The organism is Nocardia sp. NBC_00403 (genome assembly GCF_036046055.1).
Lineage (GTDB): Bacteria > Actinomycetota > Actinomycetes > Mycobacteriales > Mycobacteriaceae > Nocardia.
The window spans coordinates 2,698,099-2,721,884 of the sequence record NZ_CP107939.1 but is presented as its reverse complement, the minus strand read 5'-3'; the positions used below and the strand labels follow the sequence as shown (position 1 = coordinate 2,721,884).

Annotated in this window: 24 protein-coding genes; 8 read left to right on the top strand and 16 right to left on the bottom strand. The window is 65.9% G+C overall.

The genetic code is table 11. The features are described from left to right. Nucleotides 1–190: 190 nt before the first annotated feature. Nucleotides 191–1,177: a sensor histidine kinase gene (locus OHQ90_RS11970; RefSeq protein ID WP_328410040.1), complete on the bottom strand. Its 987-nt coding sequence runs from the start codon at nucleotides 1,175–1,177 to the stop codon at nucleotides 191–193. A 643-nt stretch (nucleotides 1,178–1,820) separates the two neighbouring features. Between OHQ90_RS11970 and OHQ90_RS11965 the strand changes: the two genes are divergently transcribed. After that, nucleotides 1,821–2,555, top strand: coding sequence for an SDR family NAD(P)-dependent oxidoreductase (locus OHQ90_RS11965; protein WP_328412781.1), 735 nt, complete (start codon nucleotides 1,821–1,823; stop codon nucleotides 2,553–2,555). Between the two features lie 69 nt (nucleotides 2,556–2,624). Here OHQ90_RS11965 and OHQ90_RS11960 read toward each other — a convergent pair whose 3' ends face one another. Further along, nucleotides 2,625–3,857, bottom strand: coding sequence for a cytochrome P450 (locus tag OHQ90_RS11960; RefSeq protein ID WP_328410038.1), 1,233 nt, complete (start codon nucleotides 3,855–3,857; stop codon nucleotides 2,625–2,627). A gap of 231 nt (nucleotides 3,858–4,088) precedes the next feature. Between OHQ90_RS11960 and OHQ90_RS11955 the strand changes: the two genes are divergently transcribed. Beyond that, entirely contained in the window at nucleotides 4,089–4,715 is a 627-nt protein-coding gene (locus OHQ90_RS11955) for a TetR/AcrR family transcriptional regulator (RefSeq protein WP_328410036.1), read from the top strand. Nucleotides 4,716–4,925: 210 nt separating this feature from the next. Here the strand turns inward: OHQ90_RS11955 and OHQ90_RS11950 are convergent, their stop codons facing one another. From OHQ90_RS11950 to OHQ90_RS11925, 6 genes are all read right to left on the bottom strand, one after another. Then, complete coding sequence (locus OHQ90_RS11950) at nucleotides 4,926–5,807, bottom strand: aminoglycoside phosphotransferase family protein (RefSeq protein WP_328410034.1); 882 nt, start codon at nucleotides 5,805–5,807, stop codon at nucleotides 4,926–4,928. A 22-nt stretch (nucleotides 5,808–5,829) separates the two neighbouring features. Next, on the bottom strand, nucleotides 5,830–6,627 hold the full coding sequence (locus tag OHQ90_RS11945) for a hypothetical protein (RefSeq protein ID WP_328410032.1): 798 nt from the start codon (nucleotides 6,625–6,627) through the stop codon (nucleotides 5,830–5,832). Nucleotides 6,628–6,772: 145 nt separating this feature from the next. Continuing rightward, entirely contained in the window at nucleotides 6,773–6,937 is a 165-nt protein-coding gene (locus OHQ90_RS11940) for a hypothetical protein (RefSeq protein ID WP_328410030.1), read from the bottom strand. Nucleotides 6,938–7,039: 102 nt separating this feature from the next. Next, nucleotides 7,040–8,131, bottom strand: a complete 1,092-nt coding sequence (locus tag OHQ90_RS11935; protein ID WP_328410028.1) for a calcium:proton antiporter — start codon at nucleotides 8,129–8,131, stop codon at nucleotides 7,040–7,042. A 227-nt stretch (nucleotides 8,132–8,358) separates the two neighbouring features. Next, on the bottom strand, nucleotides 8,359–8,721 hold the full coding sequence (locus tag OHQ90_RS11930; protein ID WP_442941376.1) for a nitroreductase/quinone reductase family protein: 363 nt from the start codon (nucleotides 8,719–8,721) through the stop codon (nucleotides 8,359–8,361). Between the two features lie 107 nt (nucleotides 8,722–8,828). After that, nucleotides 8,829–9,632: a transglutaminase-like domain-containing protein gene (locus OHQ90_RS11925; RefSeq protein ID WP_328410024.1), complete on the bottom strand. Its 804-nt coding sequence runs from the start codon at nucleotides 9,630–9,632 to the stop codon at nucleotides 8,829–8,831. A 126-nt stretch (nucleotides 9,633–9,758) separates the two neighbouring features. Between OHQ90_RS11925 and OHQ90_RS11920 the strand changes: the two genes are divergently transcribed. Next, nucleotides 9,759–10,421: a phosphate signaling complex PhoU family protein gene (locus tag OHQ90_RS11920; protein WP_328410022.1), complete on the top strand. Its 663-nt coding sequence runs from the start codon at nucleotides 9,759–9,761 to the stop codon at nucleotides 10,419–10,421. Nucleotides 10,422–10,446: 25 nt separating this feature from the next. On the opposite strand, the gene OHQ90_RS11915 is transcribed toward OHQ90_RS11920, so the two are convergent. Next, nucleotides 10,447–11,355 (bottom strand): LysR family transcriptional regulator, encoded by a 909-nt coding sequence (locus OHQ90_RS11915; protein WP_328410020.1) that lies wholly within the window; start codon nucleotides 11,353–11,355, stop codon nucleotides 10,447–10,449. 511 nt (nucleotides 11,356–11,866) lie between these two features. Here OHQ90_RS11915 and OHQ90_RS11910 point away from each other — a divergent pair. Further along, a complete protein-coding gene (locus OHQ90_RS11910) occupies nucleotides 11,867–13,108 on the top strand; it encodes a TDT family transporter (RefSeq protein WP_328410018.1) in 1,242 nt (413 codons plus the stop codon). 570 nt (nucleotides 13,109–13,678) lie between these two features. On the opposite strand, the gene OHQ90_RS11905 is transcribed toward OHQ90_RS11910, so the two are convergent. After that, a complete protein-coding gene (locus tag OHQ90_RS11905; protein WP_328410016.1) occupies nucleotides 13,679–14,500 on the bottom strand; it encodes an alpha/beta fold hydrolase in 822 nt (273 codons plus the stop codon). A 583-nt stretch (nucleotides 14,501–15,083) separates the two neighbouring features. Then, on the bottom strand, nucleotides 15,084–15,461 hold the full coding sequence (locus OHQ90_RS11900) for a helix-turn-helix domain-containing protein (protein ID WP_442941375.1): 378 nt from the start codon (nucleotides 15,459–15,461) through the stop codon (nucleotides 15,084–15,086). Between the two features lie 506 nt (nucleotides 15,462–15,967). Between OHQ90_RS11900 and OHQ90_RS11895 the strand changes: the two genes are divergently transcribed. After that, on the top strand, nucleotides 15,968–16,399 hold the full coding sequence (locus OHQ90_RS11895) for an ATP-binding protein (RefSeq protein ID WP_328410015.1): 432 nt from the start codon (nucleotides 15,968–15,970) through the stop codon (nucleotides 16,397–16,399). Between the two features lie 1,130 nt (nucleotides 16,400–17,529). Then, nucleotides 17,530–17,658 carry a hypothetical protein gene (locus OHQ90_RS11890; RefSeq protein ID WP_328410013.1) on the top strand — a complete coding sequence of 43 codons (129 nt, stop codon included), beginning with the start codon at nucleotides 17,530–17,532 and terminating at the stop codon, nucleotides 17,656–17,658. 20 nt (nucleotides 17,659–17,678) lie between these two features. Here OHQ90_RS11890 and OHQ90_RS11885 read toward each other — a convergent pair whose 3' ends face one another. From OHQ90_RS11885 to OHQ90_RS11875, 3 genes are all read right to left on the bottom strand, one after another. Continuing rightward, nucleotides 17,679–17,822, bottom strand: coding sequence for a hypothetical protein (locus OHQ90_RS11885; protein WP_328410011.1), 144 nt, complete (start codon nucleotides 17,820–17,822; stop codon nucleotides 17,679–17,681). A 204-nt stretch (nucleotides 17,823–18,026) separates the two neighbouring features. Continuing rightward, nucleotides 18,027–18,911, bottom strand: coding sequence for an RNA polymerase sigma factor (locus OHQ90_RS11880; protein ID WP_328410009.1), 885 nt, complete (start codon nucleotides 18,909–18,911; stop codon nucleotides 18,027–18,029). A 206-nt stretch (nucleotides 18,912–19,117) separates the two neighbouring features. Beyond that, nucleotides 19,118–19,990, bottom strand: a complete 873-nt coding sequence (locus tag OHQ90_RS11875) for a haloalkane dehalogenase (RefSeq protein ID WP_328410007.1) — start codon at nucleotides 19,988–19,990, stop codon at nucleotides 19,118–19,120. 708 nt (nucleotides 19,991–20,698) lie between these two features. Here OHQ90_RS11875 and OHQ90_RS11870 point away from each other — a divergent pair. Continuing rightward, nucleotides 20,699–21,478 (top strand): HNH endonuclease family protein, encoded by a 780-nt coding sequence (locus OHQ90_RS11870; protein WP_328410005.1) that lies wholly within the window; start codon nucleotides 20,699–20,701, stop codon nucleotides 21,476–21,478. A gap of 56 nt (nucleotides 21,479–21,534) precedes the next feature. After that, nucleotides 21,535–22,053, top strand: coding sequence for a hypothetical protein (locus OHQ90_RS11865; RefSeq protein WP_328410003.1), 519 nt, complete (start codon nucleotides 21,535–21,537; stop codon nucleotides 22,051–22,053). 108 nt (nucleotides 22,054–22,161) lie between these two features. Here the strand turns inward: OHQ90_RS11865 and OHQ90_RS11860 are convergent, their stop codons facing one another. Beyond that, complete coding sequence (locus tag OHQ90_RS11860; RefSeq protein ID WP_328410001.1) at nucleotides 22,162–23,181, bottom strand: zinc-dependent alcohol dehydrogenase family protein; 1,020 nt, start codon at nucleotides 23,179–23,181, stop codon at nucleotides 22,162–22,164. Nucleotides 23,182–23,272: 91 nt separating this feature from the next. Further along, nucleotides 23,273–23,716, bottom strand: coding sequence for a hypothetical protein (locus OHQ90_RS11855; RefSeq protein WP_328409999.1), 444 nt, complete (start codon nucleotides 23,714–23,716; stop codon nucleotides 23,273–23,275). Nucleotides 23,717–23,786: the final 70 nt, after the last annotated feature.

The window sequence follows — 23,786 nt, the reverse complement described above, 5'->3', positions numbered from 1 at the left end:
AACAGCGAAGTCACCTTCCGCAACCGCACACTCACCACGCCACCATCGGCAAACGCAGCCGATCGCCACCACCGCACCGACGAACGTGGCAACCACATCACCCTCCAGAGGTGCACGCTCACATCGCCACCGGCGTCAAGCCGGGACAGGTGCACAACCAGACACCAAATCGCCCTCCAAAACGACACACTCACGTCGACACCCGTGCTGCGGCGGGCAGTCGTGCGACCAGCTGCCACCCCATATCACATGGCCCCGCGGTGAACTCACCGCCGAGTAGTTCGACCCGCTCGCGCAGCCCAACCAGGCCGAGGCCGTGGCCGGTTCCGTTCGGTTCGGTGCGCATCCCCCTGTCGCATAACACGAAATCGACGGTGCCGTCATCGATGACATCGATGGCCAGCCGTGCTTTCGTGCCCGGGGCCGTGTGTCTCACAATGTTCGCGATGCCTTCCTGAGTGAGGCGCAATAGCGTCAGCGCGCGGAGCGCGTCGACGGTGGTGACGGCGTCGTCTACGTGCACCTCGACAGTGTGGCCCAGTTGTGCGGCGCGGTCTGCGACGCCGGTCAGAGCGGCGGGCAAATCCGTCGGTGCGACGAAGGATTCGCCTACCATGGCCGGATCGCGCAGGATCGATACGAGCAGCCGCAGGTCGGCGAGGGTTTCGGTGCCGCTGGCGTGGATGTCGTCGAGTACCTCGCGCACAGCGGGCGGCGCATCGGCGACCGCATGCCTGGCCACTCCAACCCGCAGCACGGTCGACGAAACATGGTGGGCGATAAGGTCGTGCAGCTCTCTGGCGATGGCGGTGCGCTCCAACGCCCGCGCCGCCGCGATATCGGACTCGCGGCGCAGCGTCAGCTCCCCCGCCTCCCGCCTGGCCCGTTCCGCACCCTCACGCGCCGTCCGCAGCAAACTGCCGATCAGTAGCGGCGCACCAGCCATGACGAGTGCGCGATAACCGGTCGCGGCGAGGACCCCCGCCGGATGCAACAGATACGCGCCACCCAATGCCGCTGACGCCAGCAGGGGTTGCCAACCGCCCCGCCGCGCCGCCAGCTCGATCAGGGCGATGGCGGCAGCGACCTTGGCAACAACCGGCCCCACCTGGCCGATCTCGAACCCGACAGCAAGCAGCCCGGTCGTGACGAGCGAAGTGACCAGCGGCCAGCCCACACCCCCGCCGTGGCCAGCACCGCCAGCAGGCCGATCACCCAGTCCACCGGCCCAGGTGCATCCGAAAGCAGCAGCAGGCACCCCACCGCTGCCCCACCCAGCGCGATCAACCGCACCGGCAGCGACCGCGCATCGAGGGCCCACTCGACCCCGCGAGTCACATCTGCCGAATCCACCACGCCAACAATGATGCCCTGCATCCGCGCCACCCGGTTCCTCCCGCTGGAGGAGTATCGCTCCTCCTACCGGCCGACATGTCGTCGAAACCCCGCCAACTCGGCAACCCATGCGGCCGTCCACAGTCAACCGATCCGACTCCTTCCGTGGGAGGAGCCGCCCGCCCTACTCGAGGCCGCGACTCGGGCTCATCGAGGGAATCGGTCGGCGCGCGTGTCGGCGACGGTTGTGGCATGACATACGACGCGAATGACATCGGCACAGCAACTTCCGAGGTGTCCTCGGGGAAGCCCAACCGGCGCAAGCTGTTCGGCTTGGCTGCCGCCTCCGGGCTGGTGGTCGGTGCGACGGCCGGGCTGGCGGGCGGGGTGGCGCTCGGCGCGAATTCGAATCCGCCCGCTTTTCGTCCGTCGGGGTTGCGCCGTTTCGAGAACAAGGTTGTGCTGATCACGGCGCGACGTCCGGGATCGGCGCGGTCGCCGCTCGACTGTTCGCAGCGGAGGGTGGCCGAGTCGCGTTCTGCGGCAGGCGGATCGAGCGCGGCCGGGCGGTGGAGCAGGAGATTCGCGCGGCCGGCGGTGAGGCCACTTATTTTCGTGCCGACGTTCTCGTAGAAGACGATGTGCGGGAGTTCGTCGACGCTGTGGTGCGCACCTACGGTCGCCTCGACGTGGCGTTCAACAATGCCGGGATCACCATTCAGAAGAAGCTGCACGAATACAGCGCCGAGGAGTTCGACCGGGTGCTGCACACCAACCTGCGCGGCACCTTCCTCGCGATCAAGTACGAAGTGCCGCACCTGCTGCGCGCGGGCGGCGGCACCATCGTCGTCACCGCGTCCAGCAACGCCCTCGCCACGGACTCGAGCCGCGCCGCCTACACAGCCAGCAAGCGCGGCCTCGCCGGTCTGGTCCAATCCGCCGCCCTCGATTACGCCGCCGACGGCATCCGCGTCAACACCCTCATCCCCGGCACCACCGACACCGAGCTGGTCCGCCGCGCCGCGGGCATGGAAGCCCTCCCCGACGATGCCTGGCAGGTCCTGATGAAACAGTGGGCCAAGTCCAACGTCCCTGGCCTCGGCCGCCTGGCGACCCCACAGGAAATCGCCTCGTTCGCACTGACCCTCGCGTCCGACGAGCACCCCTACCTCACCGGCGCCCAACTGGTCATCGATGGCGGCAAGACCGCCCACGCCTGACCCACACGCCACGCCCGTGATTGGTTGCGCGTCTTGCCGCAGGACAGCCGATCTGTGGAAGTCGTTCGGCTACATCAGGTTTCGATCGATCACCAGGGACAATCTGTGGTGGCGCCGGACGAAGATGCTCGGGACCCATTGGGCGGCTGTATGTTCCGAGGCGATCTGGAACGAGGCGGTGCGGGTCAGGAGGGTGTGCAGCGCAAGTTCGGCTTCGAGGCGGGCGAGAGTGGCGCCGACGCAGAAGTGGATGCCTTTGCCGAAGGCGAGGTGATTGCGGGTGGCGCGGTCGAGGCGGATCTCGTCGGGGTCAGGGAAGACCGCGGGGTCTCGGTTGGCGGCACCCCAGAGTAGGAGCAGGTGACTACCTGCGGGTAGGGCGACGTCGCCGAGGGTGGTGTCGGCGACGACATGCCGGTGATGGGCACGGAACGGCGATTCCAGCCGGAGGGCCTCTTCCAGGAACGGCACGAGGAGGTCCTGGTCCTCGCGCAGCCGGTGCTGGAGGGTGGGATCGGTGGCGAGCAGTCGCGCGGCGTTTCCGATGAGGCCCGCGGTGGATTCGCCGCCCGCGCCGACCAGCTGGACGAGAATCAGCACGGCGACCTCGGTCTCGAGTTCGCCTGCGGCACAGGCTTTCGCGAGGTCGCCGAGCAGGTTGTCACCGGGGTGGGCGCACGCGGACATGAACTGTCGATGCAGGTATCCGGCGAGTTCGGTAGCAGCAGTGACGACGACGCCGAGACGCTCGGTCGTCACTACACCACCGAGCAGCTCGGTGCTGGCGTAACCCCAGGCCACGAGCTGCGGAATATCCTCGTCGGGCAAACCGATCAGGCCTGCCACCATGATCATCGGCAGCCGGTCGGCCAGTGCCGACATCCATTCGATGCGACCGTCGCGAAAACCGTCCTCCCACAGCCGATCCACGTTCGTCGCGATCGCCGGCTCCAATGCTCGGATACGTTTCGCGACGAGGGCGGGCAGGACCACCCTGCGATGCGCCATGTGGGTGGGATTGTCGCCGGTGGCCAAGACGTGCACGGCCCCGCCGCCGCCGTCCAGGTCGAACACCGCGGCCGTGCCGTCGGGTTGCTGCACCAGCGCGCCGGTGAGATTCGAGGAGAAGTCGGTGACCCGGGTGGTCGCCTCCATGACCAGATCCCAGCGACTCACCAGGTAGAAATCGGTATCGGCGACTCGGTGCACCGGTGCGGTGATGCGCAGTCGCTCGTACAGCGGGTACGGATCGTCGAGCAACCCCTGGTCGAACACATCGATCTCATCCAACGCACGGGTCATCCGATCCGCCTTTCCTCCACGCTCGATATCTGCTTTCACACACCAGATTTCGCGCCCCGGCCACCCTCGTCAATAGCCTCGGAAAACTGCGAAAAGAACCTCGAATCACCAGGTCACACCTTTTCTCAGGCAGATCGCCCACCTGCGGACCACCGGGGATACTACTTTCGAAATGTCTCAATGTGAGACAAAATTGTTCAACCGTATCTGCCGCAGAACAGGAGCTCGGCGATGCCCGACCGGCCGACCCGGACACCTTCTACCGAAACGCGCCGATCCCTGTCGGTCGCCTCCAAGAGTGTCCGTTCGGGGCCACCGCCGGACTGGCTGGCCGGCGGCGACCGCAACGCGCTCGCCGGCGAACGCATCCACGCGGCCGCGGCCGAGCTGATCGCACGCCACGGCATGGCCGGACTCAACATCGACCACGTCGCCACGCACGCGGGCTGCTCCCGTGCCACCGTCTACCGCTACGTCGGCGGCAAGTCCGCCTTACGCGAGGCCGTGCTCACGGCCGCGACCACCCGGATCGCCGCGACCATCCAGCACTCGATCGCCACACTCACCGGCCCCGATCGTGTCGCGGCAGCCATCCTCGCCGCCCTCGACGCCGTCCGTGCCGACCCGGTAGCAGTCGCCTTCCTCGCCGCAACCACGCCGCAGGAAGTCGACACCTTCCTAGCGGGCAACCCCCGACTCGCGGACGCCGCGACCACCCTCACCGCAACCGCCGACGACCCGGCCGCCGGACAATGGATCGTCCGCGTGGTGCTGTCGCTATTGTTCTGGCCCGCAAGCGATCCCACCACCGAACGCACCCTCGTCGACCGATTCGTCAGCCCCGCCTTCACCCGGTGAAGCCGTGGTAGGGGCCTACCGGCAATACCGACTCGGGCAAGTTTCGACGATGGCGGCCCACGCACAGCTCACCGGCGGCGAATCAGGCGGCGGGTCGCAGACTTGTCGGGCGGTCTGGTCACGGTTGTGTTCGCGCGCAACTGATTACGCGACGGGGCGGGGGCCGGGCGGGTGATGTGCCGGGCCAGCTTTCGTTTCATTGCCGGGGGTTCAGCGCATCGCCCAGGGGGCGATGGCTTGGACAGCGGGCCAGCCGAAGTCTTCGGTATCCTCGTCCGCCACGAACCAGAGCCAGTTCTGGACGGCGCGGAACAGGGTCCAGGCGCGGGCGCGTTCGGCGTCGAGGCCCGCGATAGCGACGATGGCGGTGAAGCGGTCGTCGAGGACGGACTCGGTACGGCGGTTCCACAGCAGCGAGAGCATAGTGAATTCGAGGTCACCGACGAGCGGCTGCGGGTCGATGACCTGCCAGGATTCGCGGAAACCGCCGAGAACATTCTCGAAGTGCAGGTCCTCGTTCACCAGTAGGCGGTCCGCGGTCGGTCCCAGTTGACGACACACCTCGATGGCGGCGTCGAGCATCTTTCGTGGGAAGGGGGAGCCGAGTCGCTCCCATTCGCTCGGCAATTCCTCGGCCCAGCGGGCGGCCTCGGTCCTGAGGTCGCGAGAAAGTCCGGACGGCGCGGGGATGGCGAGGCGGCGCAGCAGGCCCGCGATGATCGGCACCGCCACATCGATCGGCTCGGTTTCCAACGACCGGCTGGGGTCGAGGCGCTCGAGCAGGAGCACACCGTGTTCGGGGTCGCTGTCGAGCAACTGCACCGCGCCCTGCCCCTGCCAAGCGGCGAGGGCAAGTGGCTCGTCGCGGGTTTCCGGGGTGATATAGCTGAGCTTCAGGACGGCGGGAGTGCCGTCGCTTGCGAGCACCGGCAGTACGACGCCCGCGTATCCGTGCATCGGCTCACCGACAATGCGCACCTGCCAGCGGTCGGCGTATTCGGCGGCTTGTTCGGGCAGCCGATCGAGCCAGGCCTCGGCCTCTGGTTCCATGTCGACTAAGCGGTTGGCAAAGAAATCCGGGACGACAATCACCCATCGAGCATCTCAGCCGTGTCTATCGAATTTCGCCTGATACCGCGGGCGGCGGCGCGGGCTCCTCGCCGCCATGCGCTGGTGGAATGCACACCCAACGCCCCTGCGGGGTGCGGCCCCACTGCGCGATGACATCACCGTGCGAGCAGTCGTCACCGATCCGATGTTCTTCGCGGCCCTGCTGCAGCGGGGCGCACACCCATAGCCCGTCGGGGGCCAGGCCCCACTGGGCGACAATGCCACCCGCGGAGCAGTCGTCCCCGACCTGATGTTCTGCAGTGCCCTGTTCCTTCCGGGCGCACACCCATATCCCATCGGGCGCCAGGCCCCACTGGGCAACAATGCCACCCGCGGAGCAGTCGTCCCCGATCCGATGTTCTGCAGGGGCCGGCTCCTGCGGGGTACACACCCATACCTCATCGCGCAGATGCCACTGGGCGACGACGTTGTCGTGTGAGCAGTCGTCAGCGATCCGATGTTCTGCAGGCCCCTGCTCCTGCGGGGTACACACCCATACCCCATCGCGCAGATGCCACTGGGCGACGACGTTGTCGTGTGAGCAGTCATCACCGATCCGACGCACCGGTTTGACCCGCGGCAGCACGGGCCTGGCCCCGGACGTTGCAGTCGGCCGCGCCGTGGTCGAGGTGGACGTCGCCGACGGAGTGTTCTTGTCGTCATCGGCTTGCTGATCGGCGCGCAGGACCAGTGCGGCCGCGACCACCAATGCGAGCACCGCGGTGAGGACGGCCGCGATGGCCAACAGCCGCGTGTTGTCGGTTCCGCCGCCGGGCTCCGAACTGCCGCCGGGTTCCACCATCGCACCGCCTTCGTTGGGACTACACCGTCACGAAAAGCTCGCCAGGTGGCAGGTTACCGAAAGTTGCGCAGCAAAAGATCAACTTCGACACGCCGTGTCGCCGCAGGTAGAAGCCATCAAGGCCAGGATGCCGAAAATTCGCCGACTACTTGACGGTGACGCGGACCTTGATCGAGTCGTCACCGGTCTCGTGCAGGGCCTGACCGATCAGGCTGCCGAGGTCGATGCGTGGCGCGGTGGTGGTGACGGCATCGGTCAGCGGCCGCAACCCCGGCATCAGCGACTTCAGCTCCGGACCGACCTTCGCCATCCAAATGATAAAGATGTTCAGCAGCGGTGCGACGTGACCCCTCGCCACTTACTCGTCGTTGACCACGAGCGGCCAAGTTATTCATGGTTCCGGTCGCGGCCGCTACGGACTGGCGGCCAGGAACACAAAAGCCGAGAACAACGCCAGGTGAACGCCACCTTGGAGCAGCGTCGCCCGACCAGGCACGACGGTGAGCACACCCACCACGACCGTCAGACCGAGCAGCACCATCTGGGTGGCACCGAGACCGAGCACCAGCGGTCCCTCTAGCCAGATACTTGCCAGCGCGATCGCCGGGATGGTCAGGCCGATGCTCGCCATCGCCGAACCGAGCGCGAGGTTCAGGCTGATCTGCACCTGGTCGCGACGGGCGGCCCGCACCGCGGCGAGGGTCTCCGGCAGCAGCACCAGCAGCGCGATCACCACACCGACCGCCGACTGCGGCAGCCCGGCGGACGCGACCGTCGACTCGATGGACGGCGACACCACCTTGGCAAGCCCGACGACACCGATCAGCGAAACGAGCAGCAACGCAAGGCTGATCAGCGTGACACGCACCGACGGCCGCTCGTCACAGACGTCGTCGTCGGTGACCACGCCGTCGCCCTCGACCGGCAGGAAGTCGTCGGGATGACGCACCGTCTGCACCATGACGAACAACCCGTACAGCGCCAGCGAGGCCACCGCGGCGAACGCCAGCTGAGCGGTCGAGAACTCCGGACCCGGCTTGCTCGTGGTGAACGTCGGCAAAACCAGACTGAGCGTGGCCAGCGTCGCCACCGTGGCCAGCGCCGCACCGGTGCCCTCGGCGTTGAACACCGCGACCCGCCTGCGCAGCGCGCCGACCAACAGCGACAGACCGAAGATCCCGTTGCAGGTGATCATCACGGCCGCGAACACCGTGTCGCGCGCAAGTGAGGCGGTCTTCTCGCCGCCCGAACTCATCAGCGTGACGATCAGCGCCACCTCGATCACCGTCACCGCGACCGCCAGCACCAGCGATCCGAACGGCTCGCCCACCCGATGCGCAACCACCTCAGCGTGCCGCACCGCCGCGAGAACCGCACCAATCAACGCCGCGACCACGATGATCACACCCACCGAATACAGACTTCGCCCCCAGGTCAGGGCCAGCGCAGCGGCAGCAAGAAGCGGTACGAACACGGTCCAGCGGGAACTCAACGCACGGATCATGCCAACCATCGTGTCAGCAAATTGTCCGCACTCGGACCGCACTTCAGGATCCGGTTACTTACCCGAGGTTCGGAACAAGCTCCGGCAGCCGCGACTCCCCGCGCAAGTGGTGTGGATCACCCGCTCAACCGCGATGTTCGACGCTGGAGCATCGACCTTCCGAGCGGTCGAAACACCCACACCTCGACACCTGCTGGCTCCGGCCCGTCAAGCCATACTTTTCGACCTCAGTCGTCCAGATCGATACGGACGGTCAGCAGGTCGGTGCCGACCAATCGGACGGCCGAGCTGTTGACTTTCGGCAGCTGGCGCAGGCGGGCGTGGGCGTTGTCCTCGGGCAGAAGGTGCGCGGTGCCGGTGTGCCACCGGCCGTGCAGGCGCACTCGGACTCGGTTGTTCGCGTTGATATTCCGGATGTACTGGGAGCGTTGGCCGAATTCCGAAACGAGCCAGAATTCGGTGCCGATCCGCCGTCCACCGATCGGCGTGCTGCGCGGCTGACCGCTCACCCGGCCGGTGGTCTCGAGCAGCTGCTGACTCGGCAGCCTGCGCAGGATCGGATTGCCGATCCGCCGTTGAAAAGCCGTCACCACTCGATGTTGAATATCGCGTTTCGGCACATGTCGACGGTAACACCGAATCCGGCCTCGGCAGAGTGCCGGATCACGGGCAGCGGCACCGACCGCCCGGTCCATGCTCACCAGAGCGTGACAGGGGCGGTGCCGTTGTCGAAGGGCAGGTAGCCGTCGATGGTGGCGCTCACCTGCATATTGCTCACATAGACCTCGCCGCCGTGATTGTCGAGGAACGCGGCGTCGGAGGCATCCCTGCCGGTGGCGATGCGGATCAGCGACAAGCGCGGGGCGAGATGGGTGGCATCGAGAACCCGCCATCCGCCATCGATGTATGCCTCGGCGACGGCGTGGAAGTCCATGGGAAACAGCCCCGGCGCGTACACCGACACCAAGCGCGCAGGCACTTTGAGCGCCCGCAACAATGCCACCAGCAGATGGGTGAAGTCGCGGCACACGCCTGCCCCGGCCAGCAGTGTCTCCACCGCGCCATCGATGGGGTCGCTGCTGCCGGCGACATAACGGACACGACGGCCGACCCACGACGACACGATGGCAGCAATGTCCGCAGGCGTTGCGCCGCTGGGGAATTCGGCTGCGGCGAATCCGAGCAGTTTGTCGGACTCGACGAAACGGCTCGGCCGCAGGTATACCGCGAGGTCGTAGTCCGATATCGGTTCGGCTATCGCGGTACCGAAGACTGTTGCGCTGTAGCGCACTTGCAGCGCGCCGGTGCCGACCTCGAATTTGTGAATGCGCGTGCCGTGCGGACCGAGGATTTCCTGCGCCGCGATCCTGCGGCCGTCGAGGTCGAATACCAGCGACTCGGTCAGCTCGATGCCTGGCTGTCGGGCCACGGCGATCTGGAACTCGAGGGTGGTCGGCCCGGAGACCGCGATTTCCAGCTGCGCCGAGACGTCACGCTTCATTCCACAGTCTCCCGCACCCGGCGAATCTTTCCAGTTCTAATGCCACAGCCTGCGAGTTCCGGCCGATGCGGCGGCCGAATAACCTTTCGAGTACTCGATTGGGCGCGGATAGGCGACAATTTGCCGGTGCGGACCCAGTTCACTCGCGAGCTCGTCGCGTTGACCAATGACTTGACGCTGATGTGCAGGCTCGCCCACGATGCCGCCGAGCGGGTCACCGATGCGCTCGCCGACGCCGACCTCACCGCCACCTACGAAGTGTTCGCGCTCGACGAGCAGCTACAGCAGATGTACAGCGCCTGCGAGGCGCGGACCGTGGTGTTGCTCGCGCTGCAAGCGCCGGTCGCCAGAGACCTGCGCCATGTGGTCACCGCCATCCAGATTGCCAGCGAACTGTCCAGAATCGGCACGCTGATCAGCCGCGCCGCTGAGCAGGTCTACAAATCCCACCCTGAACCCGTTGCCCCGCGGCCCATCATGGACCTGTTGATGGCCATGGGCCGGCTCGCCGCGCACCGCACCGCCATCGCCGGCCAAGCGGTCGCCACCGGCCATCAACCGCCTGCCGAACCGGCATCCGACGCACCCACCATGGACGAACTACATCAGCAACTGCACGCGGCACTCACCGGCCCGGTGTGGTCCGGGCCCACCGATGCCTCCATCGATATCGCCCTCGTCGGCAATCACCTGGAACGCTGCGTCGACCACACCGCCCGTATCGATCGACTGATCCGCTTCCTGGACACCGGGATTCCGCCGACGGCGCAGCCCGAGGATGCCCCCTGATTTCGGCCTCGACTGTGCAGCAGCGCTACTGGGTGCGGCGAGCGATGGTGTAGAGATCGCGGGCGGGGCCGGTCAGGCGCTGACCGCTCGGCCAGATGGCACGCAGAGTGCGGGCGAGATCGAGGCCGGTCACGGTAGGCGAGACCAGGGTGCCTGCGGTGATCTCCGCGGCGACGGCCAACGAGCTGAGGACTGCGGGACCTACCCCCGAGGCGACCGCGGTTTTGATGGCAGTCGTCGAGGACAGCTCCAAAGCAACGGTCGGCTGCCAGCCCGGGATGCTGCGCGAGATCGCATGCTCGAACCAGGTTCGGGTGCCCGACCCGACTTCGCGCTGGATCAGCGGGGTTTCGGCGAGTGCTTCGAGGGCGACCGCGCCGTGCCGGGCCCAGCCGTGCTGCGGGGCCACCACGACGACCAGGTGGTCCCGCGCGACGGTATGACTTTCGATGCCGCGGAAGTTCTGCGGACTCTCGATGAACCCGATGGCGGCCTTGCCGTCGAGCACGGCGTGCGCGACCTCGACGGAATTGCCGGATTCCAAGGCAATGGTGGTCTCGGGAGCGGCGGCGCGCAAGGTCATCAGCCAGCCGGGGAACAGGTACTCCGCGACAGTCTGGCTGGCAGCAACGCGAAGGCGGGAGTCACGTTCGGCCCGCAAAGTGTCGATGCCCGCGTCGAGTTGCCCGGCGGCGTCGACCACGGTGCGCGCCCATTCAGCGATGAGCGCACCCGCTGGTGTGGGCCGGGAGCCGAGAGTCGTGCGCTCCAGCACCGGCAGGCCGACGAGCTTCTCCAGATAGCGGATGCGCGAGGACGCCGACGGCTGACTAATGCCGTGCGCCTCTGCCGCCCGGCCCAGGCTGCCCAGCTCGATTACCGAGAGCAGCAGGTCGAGGGCAGCCAGATCTGGGACGCGCGGCGACAGCGGCATAGATCGAGCCTATGTCATCGGTGTCCGATAACCCTTCGGAACGCAATTGGCAGCACGCAGCAGCGAAGTGTGCTCACACCAGGGTATGCCGTCGATGCGAGCGGCGTACGCGCGAATCCTCTTGCGGTGCAGGTGGTCCGACACCGTGGATCGCACGGCACCACGTAACCTCTAGCCGCGCTTGCGCTCTACAGTGCTGCGATTGCAATCGTCACAGGTGCCACATCCGCAGGGGTCAGCTACTACTTCGGTGTCCGCAAAGACCGCTTGCAGTGGAACGGTGATCATGCGCCTGACAGCTCTAATTCGCCGAGCTGTCAGGGTGCCGCAGTTTCAACCACCTGTGCGGTCGTCTTGTGACAAATGGTGAGCTACAACGTCCAAATGTGGCTATCTATCGCCAACTTCTTCGCACGCTGGGCCATCGCGACGGCTGGACATAGAACGAGTCTATGTATCCATAGGAGCGCGGTGCCTACTCGCAACGTCCGCCAGCGGCGACGCTGGAGACATGACCGCCACAGTGACTCCTCACCCCGCCGGATCGCGGCGTCTCTTCGGCGAGCTCGACCACGACGACACGCGTCGCGGCCGCCTCGCAGCCGTGCACGAAGACATGCTCGGCGCTGCCGGGCAGCACCAGCTCAGTGCCTTGCGGGAGGAACGGCTGCGCCGCCGGGCGGGGCTGCGACATCTCGGCCCGAACTGGTTCGCGACTGTGATGGGGACCGGGATTGTCGGCAACGCTGCCGCCACACTGCCCTTGCAGTTCCCTGGGCTGCGGGGTGCGGCCACTGTGGTGTGGGTGCTGGCCGCACTGCTGCTCGTGATGCTGAGTTCGGCGTGGGTGGTGCAGTGGGTGCGCTTTCCCGGATCGGCGCGTGATCATTGGAACCACCCGGTGATGTCGCAATTCTTCGGTGCTCCCCCGATGGCGCTGCTGACGGTCGGCGCGGGCACGCTGCTGCTCGGTCGCGATGTGATCGGCCTGTCGGCGGCGTTAACCGTGGACTGGGTGCTGTGGTCGGCAGGCACCGCGCTCGGGCTGCTGACCGCCTGCGTGATTCCCTACCGCATGTTCACCCATCACCACGTCGAGCCGAACGCCGCGTTCGGCGGCTGGCTGATGCCCGTTGTGCCGCCGATGGTGTCGGCTGGCATGGGTGCGCTGCTGGTGCCCTATGTCCCTGCCGGCCAGCTCCAACTGACCATGATTGTGCTGTGCCTGGCCATGTTCGGCATGAGCCTGTTCGCCGCGCTCGTCACCATCACCATGATCTGGTCCCGGCTGGTGCACTACGGCATCCCCGAAACGGGCATGGTTCCCACTTTGTGGCTCGTGCTCGGCCCGCTCGGCCAATCCATCACCGCCGCAGGTCTTTTGGCCAATGCCGCCCCCGCCGCCCTGCCCGACCTCTACGCCAAGGGCCTGACCGTCTTCTCGGTCATCTTCGGCGTCGTCACCTGGGGCTTCGCCATGCTGTGGCTGGCGCTCGCTGTCGCGGTCACCGCCAAGACCGCCCGCGCGGGCACACTGAAATTCAACCTCACCTGGTGGGGCTTCACCTTCCCCCTCGGCACCTGCATCAGCGGCAGCACCATCCTCTACAGCCACACCGGCGCCAACCTGTTCGCGGCCGCCGCTGTGGCGCTGTACATCGTGCTGGTCGGCGCTTGGGCAGTAGTGGCAGTGCGGACCGCCCGCGGCCTGCTGGCCGGAACATTGCTCCGCCCCGCCCCGGTCACCGCCTGATCCGGGCGTGGTCGTCAAGTCGGTAATCAATGTCCGGCTTACCCGATTCGCCCATGCCGATGAGATCGGGTGCGAGGCAGCGCGCCTGGCCGTAACGTGCGGGAGCACGTTGCGCCACAGGTACGAGGAGGTCGGATTGCCGTGCAGAAGACGACGGGGATGTCACCGACACCGGTGTCTGTAGTTGATGAACGAGGCGAGAACGACGACGGTAGCCATGATGTGTGTTCTTTCGGGGTAGCCGTCGCATCGGCCGAAAAACGGACGGGTATGCCGTAGCTTCTGGGCGCGGGGAGATTGCGATCAAGTGGGGGTTTGGTTGGCTGCCGGTATTGCGCACGTTCGCTCCTGAAAAGCGGACCACGGCGCGGTTTCCATCGCCACGACAAGGTCGAGAACGGTTCCAGGGCCAGATGCGACCGGAACACGGTCCAGCGCTCGGCTTCCACCCTTGCGCGGGTGAACCCGAGAGATGACGCACCGGTCGGTGATGGCGGAGCCGATCAGTTCTGTCTGCCGCGTTCTCCGGCAAGCGGGCGCTGAAATTCGCCTGAGGAACGCGGCTTTCGCTCAGTTCTTCAGGAATTCGAGGATTTCGGCGTTCACCTCGGCCGCGTGCGTGATGTAGAGGCCGTGCCCGGCATCCCGGTACTCCTTCAACACCGCGTGCGGGGCCAGCCGAACGGCCTGCCGGCTGCTGATGTCGATCGGGATCGATTGGTCGGCGAGGCCGTGCAGCAGCAGGAACGGGACGGTCACTGCGGCGACGTCGGGGCGGTGATCGGAGTTGAACAGATCCCGCTGCACCGCCAGGGTGGCGTACGGAGAGGCCGACAGGCAGCGCTGGATCTCCATATCGATGATCGCCGGCGAGGTACCTGGCCGTAGGTGGGTGGCGAAGTAGGCCTGCGCCCGAGCGGCGAACCACTGCGGGCGGTCGGCCCGCAACTGCGCCATCGACGCCTCGAGGGCCGCCTTCGGCGCACCGACCGGGTTGTCGTCGGTCTGGCACAGGAACGGAATCGCGGGCGCCAGCAAGGCGATTCGGCTCACCCGCTCCTGACCGTGGCGGCTCAGGTAGCGAACCACCTCGCCACCGCCGGCTGAGTGCGCCACCAGCGTGACATCGCGCAGGTCCAAGTGTTCGATGAGGGCGGCCAGGTCGTCCGCGCGAGTGTTCACGTCGTAGCCGGTGGCCGGGCGGTCCGAGCGGCCGTGCCCGCGGCGGTCCAGCAGGATGCAGCGGTAGCCCTGCTCCACGAAGTAGTGCAACTGGTACTCCCACATGTCCGCATACAGGGACCAGCCCGCGACGAATACGATCGGGGCGCCGGTTCCGTACTCCTCGTAGGCGAGGGTGGTGCCGTCCGTGGTGGTCTGGAAGTAAGGCATATCGGTTGCGCTCCTTAGAATTTCGTTCAGTGCTCTTGGCTGCTGACAAATTATGGCGCAGCGTGTGAATGAAAACGATTACGTGCGAGGTAAAATCAACGATTCACTGAGAAGACTGCCCTGACCAGGCCTGTCATTGACCAATCGCGGATTTGTGCGCGGCGCTAGGGCGCAAGGAGAACCGGCGCCGGTTGAAGTCTCAGAATCTGTAGATCGGCCACTGCAACGTGTGGGTCGCCAGGCTCCTACGATGATGGCTCGGTGCACCAGTGGTGTCGTCGGGAGTCTTCGACAGATGCAACGTCCGGGCACAGAAGGGTGCGAACTCCCCCGCGGCGCGTAGCCGCCGGCCACCCATTCACCCGCAGCTCAGGTGAGTGGGTGGCCTCGGTGTCGGGTAGTGCGAGCCCCACGGTCGATCTTTAACCACCCGGCTCTCAGCCCAACTCGAACGACGGAGGGCGCGTCCGGCGAAGGCGAGGTGCAGCCGGGGCCATCGCTTGAGGAAGGAAGACGTTCAGCTGGCCGGTGCGTGTTTCGGTCACGTTCACTTCTCGGTTTCAGTCGGCGTCGGTACCCTGGTTCAGTCAGGGTCGGTGCGCTCGTCGAGGGCGTGCTGCAGGTCGGTGTTGAGGCGTTGGGCCTCGGCAAGCTGGTCTTGCAGGATCACGATGCGGCACGCCGCCTCGAGGGCGTTACCGGCATCGACGAGCTCGCGCACCCGCCCGGCGATACGCAGCTGGTAGCGCGAGTAGCGGCGGTGCCCACCCGCCGAACGTTGCGGGGTCAAAAGTTCGGCAGCGTCGAGGCCGCGCAAAAACGATTGGGTGACACCGAGGATCTCCGTGGCACGTCCCATGCTGTAGGCGGCGTAATCCTCGTCATCGAGTTTGTCCGCGGCGCTGGGACCGTCGGCGGGATTGGTGTTCAGTTGCTGCACAGCACCTCTCGGGTTCAACATCGACAGGCCCCGGCGCATGCGCGCCGGGGCCTGAGATCTACGAAGGGGGGATCGATATCAACTCTGTTCACCGGCCGAGCGGGCCGATGTACTACACCGCACCCGACACTTCCCGGGCCGCGGAACTGATAAATGACTACTCAGTGAGCACCACCTCCTGGATTGCCGGGTCTTATCCGCGTAACTTCTCGGTCTTGCTTGTTCGCTGTTACTTCTCGGTCGTGCTTCTTCGTCCCCCTCCGGCGGTCCGGCCGACTGCACCGGAATTTTCTTCTCCGCCGGAGGGGACGGTGGAACTTCATGTTCCGGGCAGTTCACCTGCCCGGCCTCTGGACTCATCAATTCGAACGACAGCGACTGTATACCGACCCTCGCGGAATGTCTACACCCGACACAACAGATTTTCATCTACCAGTGCAGGGGGTTATTTCGCATGAGGTAGACGGTTTCGGATCATTCCGACCGGGGTAGACCCGGTGCACTCGGCTAGCGAGGCAGGAGGGGTGATGGTCATGACGACACCGGTGCTCGATGATCTGCACCGCGCCCGGGATCGCGGCGTCGCGATGGATCTCGATCTCGACCTGATCGCGCCCGCGCGGGCGCGGGCGATGGTGCGCGAGTTGCTGGCGCCGCTGTCGGAGATGGTGGTCATCGACGCGATCCAGGTGTTCGACGAGCTGGCCGCCAACGCCCGCCGCCACGGACTGGCACCACGGCGAGCCCGGGTATCACTGCGTGCGGACCGGCAGTTGTTGCGCATCGAAGTAGACGACACCGGCCCCGGTGTCCCCCACCTGCGCACCCCTGACCGCACTGGCGGGCGCGGCATGATCCTGATCGACCGACTCGCCACAGCATGGGCCCACACTCGCTACCACGGACACAAGACCGTGTGGGCCGAGATCGCTGTGGACCGGTACCGGCATCCAGGGTGACCGGCGCTCGGATCAGCGACCCGACCGCCGACGCGCCGCCGGGTCGCCGTCGGCCCGATAGCGTCGCAGTCCCTGGTCGGAGATCCGCGCGTACTTCGCGAGGCTGCATACCGAGGTATGTCCCGACAGCTTCATCAACACCGGCGCCTGGGCAGAGACTAGCGATATGGTCTGCGGCACAGCCGGACTCAGCGGTACGTGAACCTTATCGACGGATGAACACCCTCTCACGGCTCGCTGACCGGCCGATCGTGTCGGACCCTCGCGCCATACTGGCGGTCATGGGTATGAAGCCGTGCGGCCGCATTCTCGGAGGGGACGGGTAGGCGGGAGTCACGTGAGGGGGTCCGTCCGCTTCACTGACCGACGCGCACCCCGACGGGGGCGCAACCCGGTCTCCGTACTTCCACGGCTACCGCAGTGCATCGCCCACGCCGATCCTGTGGGCCCTCGGGGCGCTCGTGGGCGGCGTGATCCTCCTGCTGGTCGTGCTGACCCTTACCGACATGAGATCCACCGACAGGCCGGCCGACACCGCCGTGGTGCCGTCGACCGTCGCGCCCGCGCAGCCGACTGCCCCGCCGCAGCCGTGCTTCCCGTTCCAGACGTCCTGCTGACCGCAAGACTCCCCAACAGGAGACACCCCCTCGCTGTAGGTGATCTCGGCCGATGGGGTGCCCGCGTTCAAGGGTCCGGTCGGATTGAATTCGATTGGACCAGTGGCGATCTGGCCTATCGTGATGCCGATGGAGATCGATGCCCCGCGAGTGGCACGTGAGCAGCTGCACTACGCGATGGTTGCCAACTCGGTACCGATGACCCTCGAGATGCGGTTGCAGCTGGGCCTGCTCACCGCACAGGTCGGCTGGCCGAGCGCCTGCCACTGTGCGAACCAACGGCACGCTGCTGCCCGGAAGCATCGCCGAAGAGGACGAGTTCGTGTGGGACGAGGTCACGGTACAGCGGTTCATAGGCAATCTCGGCCCAACCGGCCTACGGGCGATTCGAGCATTGGTCGCTGCCGGGGGGGCACTGCGACACCGGACCAACTCAAACGAGCTATCGGCGTCAAGAACCTGGGAGAATTGACCTCGAACATGCGCCGTGCCGGCCACCACACAACCGACAGGGTGTCGCGGCCGTCACTGGTCGAGTCGCGGCATAAGTGCAATTCGCTGGCCGAGCCGATTCGGGAATACCGCCTCGCCGCAGGAACGCTGCCACTGGTCATCGCGGCACTGGAACTGCTCGGCAACTGACCGACGCCTCAGGCCATGTCTTACTCGGCGTCGTCGGCCACGAGCGCGGCGACGGGCATCGGGAACGGGTAGCCGATGCCCTCGGCCGGGGGTGAGCAGCGCTCGGGCGTCCTCGGGTCCCGGTAGTAATCGCCGACCCGGATATCGTCGCGAAGCTGCGCCAACTCTGAACCGGAACGAGTGAGGCCCGGAACCACGGTTCCGGCCTCCTCACTGCATATCGGCTTCACCTGCGTCTACGCGATATCCGCCCGATCTTCGGCGAATACTACGGCGACCCCCTTTCGGAGTGATTCGGCTTTTATTGCCTGCACTCGTTTCGACACACGATGTCGGCCGACTCCGACACGGCACTGCTATGACCTACGTCACTTCATATCGAGCAGTGGGAACCGCCCGGAGTCCAGCAACCCGGAAATCGCCTGCATTTTCGCCTCCGGCGCGGCGTAATCGGGATGCGCGCGCAGTACCGCGGCCGCGTCGTGCAGCCGGATCATCTGATCCTCGGCCTCGGTCACCGTGCGGCCGCCCGCACTGATCGAATGCATCGCGAACCGCGGTTGGCGCGGATCGATCCTGCCGAGTTCCACCGCCCTGTTCACCCGCCGCGAGCAGCGGCAGAAAGCCTCGGGATTCGCGACCCCACACGTTGCGTTCAGGAAGGTGCCGATGCGCTTCTTGGCCCGCTCCAACCGCTTTCGATAGGCGGGTGCGGTGACCTCGAGGATCCACGCGGCATCGGCGGAACTCAGCTCGAAGACCTCGCCGAGCACGAAGGCGATGCGCTCGTCACGGGCCAGGCACTGCAGCATGGCCTGGCTGCAGTTGAGGCGCACCTCGGCCGAGAGCAACGCGGACTCCGGCCCGCGATAGTCCTCGGCGGCGAGCCCGTCGGCCAAGCCTTCCCGAAAGGTGTCGAGGCTCAGCTGCGCTGCCTCCTGCGGGGTCTGCCTGCGCAGATTCAGCAGATAGTTGACACCGATGCGGTAGGCCCAGGTGAGCAGCTTCGCTTCGGCGCGCCAAGTCGAGAGATTGCCGACCACCCGCAGCAGGATCTCCTGCGTCGCGTCCTCCGCCTCGGCCGGTCGCCACACCATGCGCAAAGCCAGCCGATACAGCGGGTCCTGCAACTGGCGGACGACATCGGAAATCGCCGCGCTGTCACCGGCCACCGCGCGCGCGACCAGCTCTCGTTCCCTGGCAAGGGCGACCTCGTCGGCGGCGGGCGAATCGGTGTCGAGCTCGGTGTCCACCTCACAATCTTTCGTTGGACACCGACTCCGCGCAAGCAATCCCGGCGCACCAAACAGCACGGATCAGGCGACATCGGTGCCACGACCGTCGCACCGATGTCCCCTGGCCGAGCGATCCGTCCCCATCCGCGAGACCCCGGCACCGATCCATCGAACTCGACCCACCGAACGCTTCGGACGACATCCGGGCCGATCACGATCGGCACTCACGCCTTCGCGGGCACCTCGGTCAACGCGTGCTTGCGTATCCAGGCGGACACCGCGCCGCCGATGGCGTCGGGCTGATCCTCCGGAGCGTGATGGCCCGCAGCGCCCACCGCAACAACCTCGACCGCAGCGAATGTCTCCGCCGCCCAGGCAACAGCTTCGGACGATCCGAGGCCGACACCGTTGTCCAGCGCCATCACCAGCTTCGGCACCTCGGGCGACTGCGCCATCCAGCGGTCGTAGTTCTCCACGATGGCGACGACATCGGCCGGTTCGCCGTCGAGCGGGAACTCGCGCGGCCACACCAGCAGCGGTTTGCGCGACTCTGGAGTCGGGAAGGGGGCACGGTAGACGTCATGGTCCTCGGGGGACAGATCGACAACGCCCTTCGGCAGGTTGAACTCGATGAAGGTGTTCTCCTCCAGCACCATGCGTTCCCCCTCCGCGCTGCGGAACTTGCGGAACAGTTCGGCGCCGAGCGGTGGCATCTCCTCCCAGCGCATGGGCCGCAGGAACGTCTCGATCAGCGCGATGCCGCGAACCCGGCCGGGATGGCGCGCCGCCCAGTCCATACCGAGCGCACCGCCCCAGTCGTGGCCGACGACGATCACCTGGTCCAGCCCGAGCGCGTCGAACCATGCGTCCAGGTAACGAGCATGGTCGACGAGGCGGTAGTCGCTATCGGGCTTTCCGGACGCTCCCATGCCGATCAAATCCGGCGCCAGGATGCGGGTCTGGTCGCTGACATGCGGAATCACCTTGCGCCACAGGTGCGATGAGGTCGGGTTGCCGTGCAGGAACACCACCGGAACCGAGCCGGTGCCGAGGTCGATGTAGTTGATGAACGAGTCGAGAACGTCGACGGTAGCCATGATGTGCGCCTTTCCTGGATCCGGCTTTTCTGCCTTCACCTGGTTTGGACACACAACTTCGGGCTGCTGTGACCGCTTTACTCGCAGCTCCACTGTGATGCTCATCACTCAATGGCGAGCAATGGTGGCCGGCCCCGCCGCTACCGCCATGCACGCATCCGCAGATGAGCGGTATTTCCGCACTCAGATAGTAGCAATTTCAACTTCTACCGCCACCCACCTGGCACAGTCACCCAGAAGGTAATGTTATTGCAAAGATATCCATGAGTATCTACTATCTACCTACGTAGGAAGCGGGGCGATTGAACGGAGGTACGCGGTGCATCGGCAACACGCAGATCCGCGCACTTCGCCGCCCGACAGCTATCCGTAAACCGTCACGACGAGCCGGTCGTGCGACAAGCGCCCGAGACCTCCCTCATCGGCCTCGAACGCTGGGCACGGACCCCGGTCTGGACAACCGGCCCGCTCCCCCGTCACATGACAGAACAAACGCTCGATCGTGATCGATCACCCCTGAGTCGGCGCCGGCACGGCGGCTCGGGGGTGTTCTGCGTTTCCAGCCCCCTTGGCGCACACGAAGTTTCTCATGGACTGTGCCGAAGGTCATAACGGACAATGACTTCCACAACGAGCCGAACCCGGTAGCTTGACGCCCGTTCTCAGTTCGGTGTTCGTGTAAGGAAGTTCGATGATGTCGGTGTTCTCGTGAATGTGTTCTCCTCCCGCACCGTGCGTCGCATCTTCGCCGTCTGTGCGCCCATCTGCCTCGCTGTGCTCGTAGCCATTGCCTACTCCTATATCGACAAGCCGACCGGCGGCGACGGAGGCAGACCCGGGTCGGCCGGCGCGGCAACGGTTTCCAGCAAGGACGCCACCGAGCTGCTCGGACAGCTCGTCGACGCGCCCGAGGCGGCAATGGCCGGATACAGCCGCGAAAAGTTCCCGCACTGGGATTCCAACAAGCCCGAACACGGTTTCGGCCCCGACTTCGCGCAGTACAGCCGCTGCACCAGCCGTGATGTGATGATGCTTCGCGACGCCACCGGCTCGGTCACACTCGATCCGAAAACCTGCGAACTGAAGGTCGGCCGTGACGGCGGCTGGCGCGACGAGTACGGATTCCTCGACTCCAAGACCGGAAAACTCAAGCCGTACAAGTGGATGACCGATCCGGCATCCGTCGATGCCGAACACATCGTCGCGCTGGCCGAGGCATGGCGGTCGGGCGCCGACAAGCGTGATGAAGACACGCGCCGCCGCATCGCCAACGACGCGGTCAACCTGGAGGCCTCCGATCCGTCGGCCAACAGGTCCAAGGGTGACCAAGACGCCGCAAACTATCTGCCTCCCGGAACTTTCCGGTGCGCCTATATCGAGCGATACATCAAGGTCAAGGTAAAATACGCGCTGACCGTTGATCCCGCCGAGCACGTCGCACTGCGCACCGCAGTCGAGGACTGCGTCCGTCGAGGAGAGTTCAAATAAGCGACATCATCGAGATTTCCGCCAAGGCAGCTGTCCTGACCGAAGAGGAAGGGACGGTGTCCGGCGACCTCGATGTCACCGTCGACGAGACCGGCAAGGGCCTGGTCCGCTACCGAGGTAACGACAGCTGGTACACCATCGGAAACCTCGAGGCCGAGCCCCCTCGTTCCTGGGCCACCGTCGCCGACTTGGCAGCCGCTGTCGAGGCCGGTATCGGAACGCGTGACGCCGCAGGCAATATCGTGCCGTTCGAGGCGACACCGGCCACAGCCGAGAACGGCCCGCCTGCTGAGGACCGCGGCAACCAATCCCCTGGCACCGGCCAGTCTGCTGACAGTCATATCGACCAGCCGACCGACAACCAGAGCGGCCATCCGACTGACACTCGAACCGGCTCGGCCGATAACCAAAGCAACCCACCAGCCGACACCCGAACCGGCTCAGCCGACAACCAAAGCAACCCACCAGCCGACACCCGAACCGGCTCAGCCGACAACCAAAGCAACCCACCAGCCGACACCCGAACCGGCTCAGCCGACAACCAAAGCAACCCGCCGGCTGACAGCAACCAGTAGGCAGACCGTCGAAGCGGCCAGCAAGATCCCCGTCGAAGCGACCCATCGGCCTTGGGTGCAACCAGCCGAAAGGTCGCCATGACAGCGGTTCTCGACGACCAGCCCTGATCAGGGCATTGTGACGACGACCTTGCCGAACGGGTTGCCATCGCGGAAGTAGCGGTAGGCCTCGACGGCCTGGTCGAGTGGGAATGTCCGATCAATGACCGGGTGCATCCGGTGTTCGGTGATCGCACGGTTCATCGCCTCGAAATCGGTACGGCTGCCGACGGCGATGCGGCGGATGCCGAGATACGGTCCGACGAACGGATTCTCGAACGGCCGGCCCTCGGACATCTGCGTAGCGCCGATCATGGTGATCATCGCGTTGTACCCGGCGGACTTCACCGACTTCGACAGGGTCGGCAGCCCAACAGCTTCTAGCACATGTTCGACACCGTGGCCCTCGGTGAGCTCCAGCACCGCCTCGTCCCAGTCCGGTGTCCGGTTCCGGTCGACGACCTCATCCGCACCGAGCTTGCGCAGCCGCTCGGCCTTGTCGGGGCCCGAGGTGATCGAGATGACGCGGGCGCCCAGCATTTTGGCGTGCTGCACGCCGTAGAGCGCAACCGCGCCGCTGCCGACGGTCAGCACCGTCTCACCCGGTCCGACCGGCTGCGGCTTGGTCAATGCCGCCCACGCGACGACACCCGCACAGGTCAGCGTGGCCGCCTCGACATCGGTGAGGTGCTCGGGCACGTGCACCACCGAGTCCCCTTCGATCACCGCGTAGGTGGCGAGCATTCCGTTGAAGTTGGCGCCGTACTGTTCGGCAACCTGGGCCAACCGCTGCGGCCCGTCGATCCACCGCACGAAATACGAGGCGGTCACCCGGTCGCCGAGCGCGGCGCGAGTCACCTTGTCGCCCACGGCGATCACCTCGCCGACCCCGTCCGACAGCGGGATGATGCCGGGGGTGGCCGGGAGCGGGTAGACGCCGTCCAACAGCATCAGGTCGCGTCGGTTGATCGAGGCCGCGCGCACCCGGATGACAACTTGATTCGGTCCCGGCTCGGGAACCTCCTGCGCCCGTGCCGTCAGCCCTTCGAGGCCGCGCAGCGGATCGAGGTGGTAGGCAATCGCATTCATGACGTACTCCTGAAACTCTATGGTGCGAAAACTCGGTGGTGCGGAAACTCTGTCGTGGGAGAACTCGTTGTGGGAACGCTGTCCGCCGCTGTCAGGCGACGCCGATGTGCTGGTGGTCTGACTGGATGCGCCCGTCCTCGTCGAGGGCGAGCACGTCGTAGCCGCCACCCACCACCGAACCATCGGCCTGCGAGACCATCAGCCAGGTGATGCCGACGAGATTCACCGACAGCTGGGTGGCCTGACCGCTGGCGGCGAAGATGTGCTCGCCCGCTGCGACGAACATTTCGTAGGCGCGGGTGACCCTGCGATCCAGGGCGTCGTGCCCGCGGACCTCCATGGTCGGAATCGGGAAGGCGAGTGCCGCGGCCGCCTCGCGGATTTCCTGCGGCGGGTCGACCAGCACCTGGACTCCGTCGATCGCCCACAGTTCGCGGATCATTTTACTGCGGTTCTCAGCGTCGGACTCGTTCCACATGGCGACGTAGCGCTCGGTCAGCGTGGCCAGTTCGTTCTCATCGAATTGCTTGCTCATGAGACAGAGCCTTGCCGAAGCCGAGCAGGGGTGCGATTCCCAGCTGGGAATGATCGGTATGAGCCGCAGG

Bases quoted from the DNA above. Each gene is read 5' to 3' on its own strand.
- OHQ90_RS11960 (WP_328410038.1), bottom strand. From the start codon at position 3,857: ATGACCCGTGCGTTGGATGAGATCGATGTGTTCGACCAGGGGTTGCTC.
- OHQ90_RS11955 (WP_328410036.1), top strand. From the start codon at position 4,089: ATGCCCGACCGGCCGACCCGGACACCTTCTACCGAAACGCGCCGATCC.
- OHQ90_RS11945 (WP_328410032.1), bottom strand. From the start codon at position 6,627: ATGGTGGAACCCGGCGGCAGTTCGGAGCCCGGCGGCGGAACCGACAAC.
- OHQ90_RS11940 (WP_328410030.1), bottom strand. From the start codon at position 6,937: ATGGCGAAGGTCGGTCCGGAGCTGAAGTCGCTGATGCCGGGGTTGCGG.
- OHQ90_RS11935 (WP_328410028.1), bottom strand. From the start codon at position 8,131: ATGATCCGTGCGTTGAGTTCCCGCTGGACCGTGTTCGTACCGCTTCTT.
- OHQ90_RS11925 (WP_328410024.1), bottom strand. From the start codon at position 9,632: ATGAAGCGTGACGTCTCGGCGCAGCTGGAAATCGCGGTCTCCGGGCCG.
- OHQ90_RS11915 (WP_328410020.1), bottom strand. From the start codon at position 11,355: ATGCCGCTGTCGCCGCGCGTCCCAGATCTGGCTGCCCTCGACCTGCTG.
- OHQ90_RS11910 (WP_328410018.1), top strand. From the start codon at position 11,867: ATGACCGCCACAGTGACTCCTCACCCCGCCGGATCGCGGCGTCTCTTC.
- OHQ90_RS11905 (WP_328410016.1), bottom strand. From the start codon at position 14,500: ATGCCTTACTTCCAGACCACCACGGACGGCACCACCCTCGCCTACGAG.
- OHQ90_RS11900 (WP_442941375.1), bottom strand. From the start codon at position 15,461: ATGTTGAACCCGAGAGGTGCTGTGCAGCAACTGAACACCAATCCCGCC.
- OHQ90_RS11895 (WP_328410015.1), top strand. From the start codon at position 15,968: ATGGTCATGACGACACCGGTGCTCGATGATCTGCACCGCGCCCGGGAT.
- OHQ90_RS11875 (WP_328410007.1), bottom strand. From the start codon at position 19,990: ATGGCTACCGTCGACGTTCTCGACTCGTTCATCAACTACATCGACCTC.
- OHQ90_RS11860 (WP_328410001.1), bottom strand. From the start codon at position 23,181: ATGAATGCGATTGCCTACCACCTCGATCCGCTGCGCGGCCTCGAAGGG.
- OHQ90_RS11855 (WP_328409999.1), bottom strand. From the start codon at position 23,716: ATGAGCAAGCAATTCGATGAGAACGAACTGGCCACGCTGACCGAGCGC.